The organism is Candidatus Melainabacteria bacterium, assembly GCA_016193285.1.
Lineage (GTDB): Bacteria > Cyanobacteriota > Vampirovibrionia > 2-02-FULL-35-15 > 2-02-FULL-35-15 > JACPSL01.
In genome coordinates this window covers 55,569-67,652 of the sequence record JACPSL010000008.1, presented here as the reverse complement: position 1 = coordinate 67,652, position 12,084 = coordinate 55,569, and the positions used below count along the sequence as shown (strand labels likewise).

General features: G+C 31.8%; 10 protein-coding genes. 6 read left to right on the top strand and 4 right to left on the bottom strand.

The features are described 5' to 3' along the window. Positions 1-2: 2 nt before the first annotated feature. From HYY52_01795 to HYY52_01780, 4 genes are all read right to left on the bottom strand, one after another. Entirely contained in the window at positions 3-521 is a 519-nt protein-coding gene (locus tag HYY52_01795; protein MBI2995428.1) for an ORF6N domain-containing protein, read from the bottom strand. Between the two features lie 107 nt (positions 522-628). Continuing rightward, complete coding sequence (locus HYY52_01790) at positions 629-1,654, bottom strand: transporter (protein ID MBI2995427.1); 1,026 nt, start codon at positions 1,652-1,654, stop codon at positions 629-631. Next, positions 1,654-2,082, bottom strand: a complete 429-nt coding sequence (locus HYY52_01785) for an adenylylsulfate reductase (protein MBI2995426.1) — start codon at positions 2,080-2,082, stop codon at positions 1,654-1,656. Before HYY52_01785 ends, HYY52_01790 begins: the two co-directional genes overlap by 1 nt. Further along, complete coding sequence (locus HYY52_01780; GenBank protein MBI2995425.1) at positions 2,082-3,815, bottom strand: adenylyl-sulfate reductase subunit alpha; 1,734 nt, start codon at positions 3,813-3,815, stop codon at positions 2,082-2,084. The genes HYY52_01785 and HYY52_01780 overlap by 1 nt, the downstream gene beginning before the upstream one ends. 69 nt (positions 3,816-3,884) lie before the next feature. Here HYY52_01780 and HYY52_01775 point away from each other — a divergent pair, with 69 nt between their 5' ends. The 6 genes from HYY52_01775 (at position 3,885) to clpB (ending at position 12,078) form a co-directional block, all read left to right on the top strand. Next, complete coding sequence (locus HYY52_01775) at positions 3,885-5,582, top strand: hypothetical protein (GenBank protein ID MBI2995424.1); 1,698 nt, start codon at positions 3,885-3,887, stop codon at positions 5,580-5,582. Positions 5,583-5,673: 91 nt separating this feature from the next. Then, positions 5,674-7,149, top strand: coding sequence for a hypothetical protein (locus tag HYY52_01770; protein ID MBI2995423.1), 1,476 nt, complete (start codon positions 5,674-5,676; stop codon positions 7,147-7,149). A gap of 151 nt (positions 7,150-7,300) precedes the next feature. Next, a complete protein-coding gene (locus HYY52_01765; GenBank protein MBI2995422.1) occupies positions 7,301-8,590 on the top strand; it encodes an ATP-binding protein in 1,290 nt (429 codons plus the stop codon). Positions 8,591-8,748: 158 nt separating this feature from the next. After that, entirely contained in the window at positions 8,749-9,132 is a 384-nt protein-coding gene (locus tag HYY52_01760; GenBank protein ID MBI2995421.1) for a HEPN domain-containing protein, read from the top strand. Then, on the top strand, positions 9,111-9,443 hold the full coding sequence (locus tag HYY52_01755; protein ID MBI2995420.1) for a nucleotidyltransferase domain-containing protein: 333 nt from the start codon (positions 9,111-9,113) through the stop codon (positions 9,441-9,443). Before HYY52_01760 ends, HYY52_01755 begins: the two co-directional genes overlap by 22 nt. Continuing rightward, positions 9,430-12,078, top strand: a complete 2,649-nt coding sequence (clpB, locus tag HYY52_01750) for an ATP-dependent chaperone ClpB (protein ID MBI2995419.1) — start codon at positions 9,430-9,432, stop codon at positions 12,076-12,078. The genes HYY52_01755 and clpB overlap by 14 nt, the downstream gene beginning before the upstream one ends. Positions 12,079-12,084: the final 6 nt, after the last annotated feature.

Here is a 12,084-nt window from a genome sequence, read left to right as displayed (position 1 = left end):
ATTTATTGTACTTGAAATCCTATTTTTCTTTTAGGTCTATCAAATGTTGGATTAATAAGTTTATGAATTGCATCAAAAATTGATTTAATTTCTTCATCCTGGTTATCAATTCTTTTTTCAAGCCGAGTAAGTTTTTGTGCAAGCTCTTTGTTTCCTGCAATAATTTCTTTTAACCTTGTAAAAGTTCTCATGATCTGGATATTTACTTGAATTGCTCTTTTACTGTTTAAAACACTTGAAAGCATAGCCACACCTTGTTCTGTAAATGCAGAAGGAGGGTACTTGATATTTTGCCCATGTTTCAAGGTCGCAATTTGCGACCTTGAAATGTAAGCTTCTTCCCTTGTTAGTTGAAACATAAAATCTTCGGGAAAACGGTCTTTGTTTCTTTTTACCTGTTCATTTAATCGTTTTGTAGAAACTCCATAAAGTTCAGCAAGATCTCTATCGAGCATTACTCTCTTCCCTTTTATGAGAAATATTTTATTTTCAATTCTTTCAGGTGGTATTAAATGTGACATATTTCTTGAATTGTTCTGAACATTAAAACATGTCAAGAATAAAATTCATGTAACCAAAGGTTACATGCGTATAATTTTTTACATTTAATTTACTGTTACCGCACATTTTAAAACACTCTTGTTAATCCAAAAATTAATCTTATATTTGGTGGTCTTCTTCTGCCATTTAAGTTTTCAATAGTTGGCAGTCCAATAGACAAATTTGCAATCCATTTTTTATCTAAGATAAGTCTAATCCCAGGCGAAAGATAAACCAGTGTTCCCCCTTCATTTTCTTCTCTTACACCTCTAACATTTGGTTTTTCTACCCAATTTCCATTTGTCTCTGCAATTAAATGCCAGTTTGCTTTTTTGCCTAGTATGTGATCAACAAAAATTTTTTTTAAAAAATCTTTCTTATGAGTTCCAATCAAATATGAAATAGCAAAATTATAACTAATGACATCGCCTAGAATTGTATTTTGAACTCCTTTTGTTGAAAACCTATACATGAAATTAGAATCCAAATGAAATATTCCAAGATGCTTACTTAAAGCAAGTCCAACTTGTGGATCAAAGGAACCTGTTCCAGCTTGATGTTCAGCTTTAAATAAATTACCTTGACGGGTTTTGTCTTGTACAACTCCAGAGGGAATTTTTAATCCGGCAAGTAAAGCAGCATGAAAGTCATATTTCTCACTATGTAAGAATTCATATAACCCAAAAAGGTTTATATCACCAACACCAATTGAATTTCCCTGACTGACTACTTGTGGGATAGCTTCTACTCTTCTTATGCCGTATCTAAATATATAAGGGAGTTGTAAGCTAAGCGAAAATCTATTTGTGATTCCTAGTCCGGCAGTTAAAGAAGGACTTAAAGTATTTTCAACTACATCATAATCTTCGCCTCTTAAACCAAGCCTGCTTAATCTAGTATTAGATGATTCATCAGCATTTGTATAGTTTGTAATTAAGCTAATAAATTTGCTGCCTTTTGGAAGTGCATAAGCAGGTATAGTAACAATAGGACCAGCAATACCAGCACCACCACCAAGCCCGCCTTCCCCTCCATGATGAGCATATGATGGGAGAACAAGAAGCAAAGAAACAAAGAAGCAGAGAAGTAAAGAAATTATGTAGTTAGTTTTCATTAAATATCAGATCCTAAATCAACAAATGTTTTTGAAATACCTTTATATGAATCAATGCAATCAGTAAATTCATCAGGTGATAGTAGAGGCGAGGTTGCCTCGCCTCTACTATTCCTAGCTGGCGTTTCAAAAATTTGTTCGCCTCCATTTTCATCTTTTGCTGTCCATATAGTTTTATCTCTGTAAGCTCTTGCTTTAAGTGAACCTTCTTTCCCAACAATTTCAAATGGAAGTTTAAGTTCAATTGCTTGTTGTGGACATATTTTTATACATGCTGCACAATCCCAGCAGTCAGCATTTGAAAAAATTTGTGCCTTGCTATTTGTTTGCATAAAAATTAAATCTCCTGGACAGGCAATATTACATGGAGTCTCTGATTCTGGATATCCACAGCCATTACATAAATTGTGATCAATAAATATCCCCATTACTTAACTCGTTCTAATGTTTTACATGGTCTCTCAAGAATTTTAATTTCATCCCTTGCTTGATCATATACAGAGTTTACAAACTTTAACCAATTTTTATCATCTCGATTTGGATAATCAGCCCGGCTTTGATAAATTGGCCATCTGGTTTCTTTTCTGTATAAGAGATGTTCAATAAGCACAGAAGCAATGTCAAGTCTATCAATAACTTCATGACATTTATTTAACTCGTGAAAAGACGGGGTGATCCCGTCTTTACTTGCATATAAATTTTTTGTTTCTTGTTTTAATTGCTTTATATATTTTTTTGCTTTTAATAATTTTTGCTCGTTTAAAATATATCCACTTGAAATACCACCAGCATATTCATCCATTATTTTTTGCATGCGTAATTCTAATTCATCTGGCTGTAGAGATGAGGTGACCTCGTCTCTACACAGAGGTGCAAACACTCTCTTGATTTCATCCTTTACATCTTTTTCATAAATTTCTTCTTGTGATATTTTATTTAATTTTGATATAACATCTCTTGCTGCAATCATTCCTTCTACTGCTGAACCTGATAAGTATTTTTTTGGTGCTCCACCTGCTACATCACCACTAGCATAAAGATTTTCAATTGTAGCCATTCTGTTTGTATTTATCCAGTAACCTGCTTGTGCATGACCACCTACAATAAATGGTTCTGTTCCAACAATTTCAGGTGGATCAGTGTCTGGTCTTGTACCACGACTAGACCAGTACAAAGTTAGTCCTGGTGTCATGTGTAAGTAGTATGCTTGTAATCTTTCTGCTTGTTCTTTTGTTAGATGAGTTGTATCTAAATAACAAGGTCCGCGACCTTCAATATTTTCTTGAAGTGTTGCTAGGAGCCGCATAGAAGTTGGCATTAATTTACCGCCAATATTTTTGTATCTTCCTTCTAAATATCTTTCACCCAGTGAATTTACCTGCTGGGCTTTTACTCCTTGTGCTACTGCTCCAGTTGGTGCCATAAGATCTTTTATTCGCATGCTTACATACCGCATTTCAAAAGTAGTCATTTCAGCGCCTGCACGAATACCAATTGCATAACCAGCACCAGTGTTAAATGGTGAGTACCAAATCTTATGCCTGGATTCCCCTTCATTATTTGGTTTATAAATGCCACTTGCTCCACCAGTAGCTACCAGCACTGCTTTTGCTTGAAGGACATAAAATTTTCCATCTCTAATTCCAAAACCAAATGCTCCACAGGTTTTATTTTTGTTTATGATTAAGTTTGTTACAACAACTCTGTTTAAAATCCTTGCTTTTGTAGCTTTAGTGGCTTGTGCAATTATTGGTTTTATTCTTTCCCCCTGAACAATAATTGATCCTCGTCCCCGGACATAAACTTCTCCATTTTCATCTTTTGGTATTGGCAAACCCCATTCTTCTAAAATTTGTGCAACATGATTAACTTCTTTTGCAATACTATAAACAAGATCTTCTCTTATAAGATCCATTGAGTCTTTTTTTACATATTCAAGAAATGTTTCTGGTGTTTGACCAGGAGTAATGTAAGCATTTATTGCATTGATACCTGCTGCAAGGCAGCCACTTCTATCTATATGAGCTTTTTCAACTATTAAAACATCAATATTTGGATTTAACCTTTTAGCTTCATAAGCTGCAAAACATCCTGCTGCACCTGCACCAATGATTAAAAAGTCTGTCTTTAATCTTTCGGTTTTAACTTTGTCTAATTGCATAATCATTAACAACATCTTACCAATTATTGCAATTTCTCCTTGAAGTAAGGTACTATATTGTTTAATTTAATGGGTAAAGTTGTAAGAAGTCTTGGCGGAGAGAGTGGTAGCTCTTATCCATATAAAAGTACAAATGCGCCTTTAAAATATAAAGGCGCTAAAGGTATAGTTGATACTGGAGCACAAACTTCTACAAATGAACAAAAAAATAATGACAAAGTAGCTTGTGCTGTTAATCCTTGTGATTTTCCTCTTCTGTTTGCTATATCAAGAGGAGCAGTTAATGGAACTGAGCTTGTAACTAGATTTATAAAGAATAAAGTCCAAGAAGTTCGCGAATCTTTAAGTGGGAACCTAGAAGAGTACATTGGTAATCTCTTAAAGAACTCGTTAAAACCTGATGAAGAGCTATCCTTAGAAGTTAACAGAGCATTAGGAAGTGTACCTTATGACTTTGGAAGTGAGTTTAAAAGCAGACTTACATCCAGTGAAGATCCCTTAGAACAAGTTGTAATTTTAAAGATGTTATTTTGTTTGGATAGAAAAGATGAGGTTCTTTCTGAACTTATGATCCCATATCTTGAAGAAAGAGAATATATAGGAACAAAACAAGTTGTTGAAAATAACAATAGATTTTATTTACAGTTTCTTCAAGCCTTGGATAAAAAAGATTTAAAAGATATTTTACTTAGTTTTGAATATAAAGATGTTATAAGAGCTGATAACCTTGCTTATAAATTGCTTGAGGTTTCAGATTCAAATCTTATTTTAGATCTCTTATTAAAAGAATATGAACCAGATGTGAATTTATCTTTAAATGATCAAATAGCAGCAAAGCAAAAAGTTCAAACAATAGCATTAACTATTTTGCAGAAAGAAAGTACGAGAGAAGAATTGTCAGAAATTGATTATGAATATTATTTAGTAACACTCTATAAGAACTCTTTAAGTAAGAAAGTTAGTGATGATGTTGCAACTTTACTTTCTAGGTACAGAAAAGAAAATGCTGAAGAAATATTTTTAGATCAATTGCTAAATAGAGAAATAGCAAGTGATTTAAGTGAGGATAACAGAAGAAGAAGAAGAAGTTATGCTGCCAGTCACTTATCTAATCATATTTGTGATAGAGATAAACTTTTAGGCTTACTACAAAGAATTGTTTTAAATGAAGAAGATCCTTATGTAACTGGAAATGTTGTTTGTAAACTTGCAAATGATTTAGGTGAAGAAGGTAAGAAAGCATTGGTTCAAGCTATTGTAGAACAAGTAAAAAATAATATTACATCATTACCGCTAGGATGTTTAAATTTACTTTATATTGCTGAAAATAAGGATCAATACTATAAAGTTTTATTAGAAATTTTGAGTACTGCATTTGATAAAACAGAAGGTTTAAGTGAGGCATTTGTAGATCTTCAAGATGTAGAACTATGCCCAGTTTCAAAAGATAAAAATGGCCCGCCATTTGATCCACAAATGGCAACAGATCCTGAACAAGTAATTGATTTAATTGAAAAAGTAGGGCTAGAAAAATTCCTTGAATGGGCAACAATAGAAAATGTTAAAAGCGAAGACAAAAAAGCCCTGAAAGCAAATTCTCAATCATTGTTAAACTTAGCATGCAGGCTAAACCCTGAAAGAATTTATGAATATTTCTCATGGTCACTAGTAAATGAACCAAATTCTAAAACAGCAATCTTTATTAAACAGTTAGCTGGCTTTGAACAAGCTAATAAACCAAATGAAGTGGTTGACACGGGGTTTTAACATATGTATGACTAATGTAAGTTTTTCATAAATATTTTTTTTGAATTGTGCTCTAAAAAGATTTGTTGGTTATAATATTTTTAATTATAAAATGAGACTTAGAGTTGAGACACATAACACTGGAGATTCTCAGTATAAAAAAAGTCATGTGCCTTTAAAAAAGGCAGGTGAGAAGCTGCCTCCTAAAAAAGCTATTTATCCTTTGGAATGTCCTAGAGATATAGGCCTTAGAAGTCAATTAATGAGTTTAGTTCCGTTAGATAATCAAGGTCCTTTGAATACATTACGAGTTGAAGAGAGAAAGCATTTAAAGCCTCTGTTAGCTAAATTGAATGCAGATGACAGTTCAATTATACAAATAACTAATGAATTAAAAAGTGAATTTCAAGAATTAGGACAAAATTTAGAAAATGTTCTAGCTAAAGAATTTAGATTATCTTCTGAAGATACAAAAAAAATAATCTTACAAATGCTATTAATTCTTGAAGGAGGCTATTCTAATTTTATTGGAAAAATTTTAGAACAAGGTTCAAAAGGTTTCAATTATGAACTTTGTATAGAATTCTTAAAATCCTTATCAGAGCCAGACTTAGAAGTATTTTTATATAACGCTACTCTTGATAATCATAAAAGAGTAGACAATTTAGGAAAGTCATTACTTGAACTAGCAGATGAAAATTATGTGCTTAGAGTTTTGAAAAGGAGTATTAGAGAAAATCCAGACTTAAATAAAAAAAAGAAAGAAAGCAGGGAAAAGAAAGAAGATAAACAACTTATACTACTTGCTTGTATGAGGTTTAAAAAGGATTTAGGATTAAATGAAGTTTTAGAACAATTTAATTATGCTGTTTCTATGGAAGTTGCTTACATATCATTAGAACTTCTAAGAACCCGCTTTAAGGAAAAAGCGCATGAAGTACTAAATTATATAGCAAATGATCTAGATGGAAATAATGTTTTGAGAGGACTTGCAATTTGCAAGTTAGCTGAGTTACCTGGGCAAGATAAAGTACAAACTGTATCTAAAATAACTGAAAATACAACTGATCCTTTTATAGCTTCAATGGGGTGTGCTGCTTTAATAAATTTCTGTGGAGAGAAAGGGAAATCTAGTGTTATTAATTTGATTCAAAAAGAAATTCAAGGAGAAAAACCACTGCTATTACTTGCTACCTTAGCTTGGTCAACTGAATGTAATTCAGCTTATTGTGATGCTTTAAAGAGAGTACTTTCTACTGAAGAAAATCTCATTGATTCTTTTTCAAGGATTCATGAGAGCAAATTGCGTGTGCTTGATTGTGTTGATAGATGGCTTGACTATGACACTATGCGTGCACATTTATCTCAAATCGTTTTAAAAATTGGGCTTGAAGAGAAATACATACCGTGGATGATACATGGAAAGTCTGAAGTATTGAGAAGAAACTTAAGAGATTTATTATATTTAGCTTTGTCAAAAGAAAGTAGCAATTTACTTCAGACTAGATTAACAGAATTTTTAGGGGGAAATGGTGAACGCTCAAAAGAATTTATAAGATGGTTAAAAGAGTTTGAGGTGGTTACTTAATAAATTAAAAGCCGGTGAGCTAAGACTTTTATCTTTAGTCCAACAGGACTGAGAGCTGCAATTTTTTAGCAATGAATTTATATCCATCTTGTCTTTTAAACAAGACAAGTATTATAATATAGTTGTCTTCTTTGAAAGACAAGGTTAAAAAATGAATAATGACTATAAAAGTACCTTTAAGCTTTTGATTAAGGAGTTTCATGACAGAAAGTTTTCAGTAGACTGCTTTGAAAGGGAATTAAAACTAGAAGAAAATCCAAAAAAAATTATAGTTCTTTATGGTTCAAGAAGAAGCGGGAAAACTTTTTGCTTATATAACCAAATAAACCTTTTGATAAAAAAAGGAATAAAAAAAGAACAGATTGTTTACCTGAACTTTGAGGATGACAGATTAATAGACTTAAAAGTAAAAGATTTAAATGAAATAATAGAAGCTTATTATGAACTGTACCCTGCTAATACAGAAAATATTTTATATTTCTTTTTTGATGAGATTCAGTTAATAACTGGCTGGGAATATTTTTTAAGAAGGATATTCGATACATTAAATGCAAAAATTTTCATTACTGGTTTATCTACAAAATTGCTCAGCAAAGAAATTGCTACTTCTTTAAGAGGAAGATGCTTAAGTTATGCAATGTATCCTCTGTCTTTCAGAGAGTTCTTGATATTTAAAGGTATAAAACTTGAAAAAGATTTTAAATATACTAAACAAAGATTTAAAGTCAAAAAATTATTAAATGAATACGTAGAATACGGGATGTTCCCAGAAGTTGCATTAACTTCTGACGAAGAAATTAAGAGAAAAATTTTAAAAGAATATTATGACTCACTGGTCTACAAAGACTTAATGGATAGATATGATCTAAAAAACACAGATCTTTTAAAGGAATTACTTAGATTCTTGTTTACTAACTTTACAAAAGAGTTTTCAGTTAACCGTTATTACAAAACTGTTAAACAAAGTCTTTCTATATCACGAGAGACAATTATTCAATATTTAAATTTTATCCATGAGACTTTTTATATATTTCTATTACCGGTATTTTCTTATTCCTTAAAAAAGCAGAGGGTAAATCCTAAAAAAGTAATTGTATTAGACAATGGTTTAAGAAACAAGATTTGTTTTAGAACATCAGATGATACAGGCAAGCTTGTTGAAAATATAGTTGGTGTAACTTTAATTAGGAAATATGAAGAGGTTTTTTTCTGGAAAGATAATGCTGAGGTGGACTTTATCATAAAAGACACAAGTGGATTTTTACATGCATTTAATGTAAGTTATACGAATTCTATTCCTGAAAGAGAGTTTAATTCTTTGATAGAGTTTAAAAAACAACACAAAAATGTTAGGAGTTTAAATATAATCAGTCATGAAATTGAAGAAAAAAGAAAAAACATAAACATCAGACCTTTTCTTAATTGGCTCTTAGAAAGTTAATTCTTAAAAAATCCAAAATCTCAATTATCTTTAACCTGCCTCTAATACTTAAGTATTTCTTTATATTTTCCTGTAAACCTAAGTAGAGACGCAGTTAACTGTGTCTCTACTGGGAATAAATAATATGTAAGATTTTTTCTTATAGTTATAATTTTCATATGAAAGAAATTACAAAATTATGGCTTGAGTATGCGGAGAAGGATTTATTACTAGCAAAAAGAAATGTTGATAGTAAAGATTTCCCAGAATTGATTGCATTTCATCTTCAACAGGCAGTAGAAAAGGTCCTCAAAGCTTACATAAAAGAATCCATAGATAAGGAGCCACCAAAAATACATAACTTAATCGGACTTTTAAGCATTTCAGGTATTGAATTAAACAAAGAAGAAAGATTATTACTTGATGATTTAAATTTCGTTTACACAGAATCAAGATATCCACAAAGTATTAATGAACTAAAGGAATTCTTAGAAAGTATAAATCTTATGGAATTATATAATAGGACAGAGAGGTTAATTGAATGGATAAAAGCAAAATTATAGAATATGTAAAAACTATAATACCAATATTCAAACAACATGTGAAATTAGAGTACTTGATTTTATTTGGTTCTCAGTTAACTGGTAAGCAACATAAGTATAGTGATATTGATCTGGCAGTTGTTGCAAAAGATTTGCCAAAAGGTATATTAGATAACAATGTGAGAGAAGCTTTATACAAAATACATAAAATTGACTGGAGATTTGAACCACACTTCTTTAGGCTAGAAAAATGGGAAAACCCTGAATACGGTTCTTTCATAGAATATATAAAAAAATATGGAGAGGTAATTTACTCTAATGGATCTAAATAAACTAACACTAAATTCCCAGCAAGCACTTGCAGCATCTAAATCGCTGCTTGATAAATATGAACATTCAGCACTTGAGCCAGAACATGTCTTAATTTCACTTATTGATCAAAGTGACGGTCTTGTTCCAAGAATCCTTGATGAAATAGGAGTAAGTAAAAAGAAAATTATACAAAGGCTTCATGATTACTTATCGAAGCAACCAAAAGGCAGGGCTTCTACTAGTAGTAATGAACAGCTTTATCTTAGTTTTAAAACTAATTCACTTCTTGAAAAAGCATTTGAAGAAGCAAAAAATATGAAAGATGACTATGTTAGTGTTGAGCATATTATATTAGCTATGCTTGATCCTCAAATTAAAAGTGAGTGTCAACAGATACTAAAAAATGAAGGAGTTACAAGAGAACAAATATTAAAAGTATTAAGTAAAATCAGGGGACACCAAAGAATTACAAGCCCTACTCCTGAAGCTACTTATGATGCACTTTCTAAATATGGCAGAGATTTAACAGATATTGCTAAAAAAGGGAAACTTGATCCTGTTATTGGACGAGATGATGAAATTAGAAGAGTCATTCAGGTTTTATCGCGCCGTACAAAAAATAATCCTGTTTTAATTGGTGAACCAGGTGTTGGTAAAACAGCAATTGTAGAAGGACTTGCCCAGAGAATAATTCGGGGTGATGTACCTGAAGGATTAAAAGATAAGAAAGTAATTGCACTTGATATGGGTGCATTAATTGCAGGAGCTAAGTTTCGTGGTGAGTTTGAAGAAAGATTAAAAGCAGTCTTGAAAGAAGTTCAATCTCATGAAGGTGAAATTATTTTATTTATTGACGAGCTGCACACTGTAGTAGGTACTGGCACTACAGGTGAAAGCTCAATGGATGCAAGTAATCTTTTAAAACCTGCACTTGCCCGTGGAGAACTTCATTGTATTGGAGCTACAACGCTTGATGAATATAGAAAACATATTGAAAAAGATGCAGCACTTGAAAGAAGATTTCAGACGGTTCTTGTAGATGAACCTACTGTTGAAGAAACAATTTCAATTTTAAGAGGACTAAGAGAAAGATACGAAGTTCATCACGGAGTAAGGATTAAAGATGCAGCACTTGTTAGTGCAGCAGCACTAAGTCATAGATATATCTCAGATCGTTTTTTGCCTGATAAAGCAATTGATCTTGTAGATGAAGCAGCAGCAAAACTAAGAATTGAAATTGACTCAATGCCTGTTGAATTAGACGAACTAGAAAGAAGAAGAATTCAGCTTAGCATTGAAAGAGAAGCTTTAAAAAAAGAAATAGATGTTGCATCAAAAGATAGACTTGAAAAACTTGAAAAAGAACTTTCTGAAATTGAAAGTAAATCAAATGTCTTAAAAACTCAATGGCAAAAAGAAAAAGGAAGCATTTCAAGTATTCGTCAAATTAAAGAACAAATCGAAGAAACAAAAAGAAAAATTGAACAAGCAGAAAGAGAAACAGATCTTGCTCGTGCTGCAGAACTTAAGTATGGAAAACTCAACGAACTTGAAAAAAAATTAAAACAAATAGAGGCGTCCCAGCAAAGCATCTCTACAAATGGTCGCCTCTTAAAAGAAGAAATAGATGAAGATGACATTGCAGAAGTAGTTTCAAAATGGACACATATTCCTTTAAGCAAATTACTTGAGAGTGAAAAACAAAAATTAATTAAACTAGAAGAAGAAATTCATAAACGTGTAATTGGTCAGGATGAAGCAGTTATAGCTGTTTGCAATGCAATTAGAAGATCTAGATCCGGTTTAAGCGATCCTAATAAACCTGTTGGTTCATTTATATTCCTTGGACCAACTGGAGTTGGAAAAACTGAGCTTGCAAAATCTCTTGCTTATGTTTTATTTGATGATGAGCAAAATATGATTAGAATTGATATGAGCGAATATCAAGAAAGACATACTGTGAGCAGATTAATTGGTGCACCACCTGGTTATATTGGATATGAAGAAGGTGGGCAACTTACAGAACAAGTAAGAAGAAAACCATATTCAGTGATTTTGTTTGATGAAGTTGAAAAAGCTCATGCAGATGTTTTTAATCTCTTGCTTCAAATTTTAGATGATGGAAGACTAACTGATTCACAAGGAAGAAAAATTGATTTTAAAAATACAATAATTATTATGACAAGCAATATTGGAAGTCAGATTATTCTTGAGCACCAGCTGAGATTAAGTCTTGATAAGGTAAATTCAGAAATTGCTTATGATCAAATTAAAGAACAAGCATTTGAACTTTTAAAAGAACGGTTTAGACCAGAATTTTTAAATCGTGTTGATGAAATAGTTGTATTTAATCCACTAAGAACTGATGAACTTAAAAAGATTGTTGATATTCAGGTAGAAAGAGTAAAGAAAAGACTTGAAGATAAAAAAATTAAGCTAGAACTTACAGATGATGCAAAAGATTATTTAGGACGGATTGGCTATGATCCAAAATTTGGAGCCAGACCATTAAAAAGACTTATCCAAAAAGAACTTGAAAATGAACTTGCAAAAGAGCTTTTAGCCGGGAAGTTTCGAGACGGTGATATAGTAAAGGCTGATCATGATGGAGATAAAATGACTTTTTCAAAGGTAGTGGAGAAAGTAAAAGCCTAACTTATA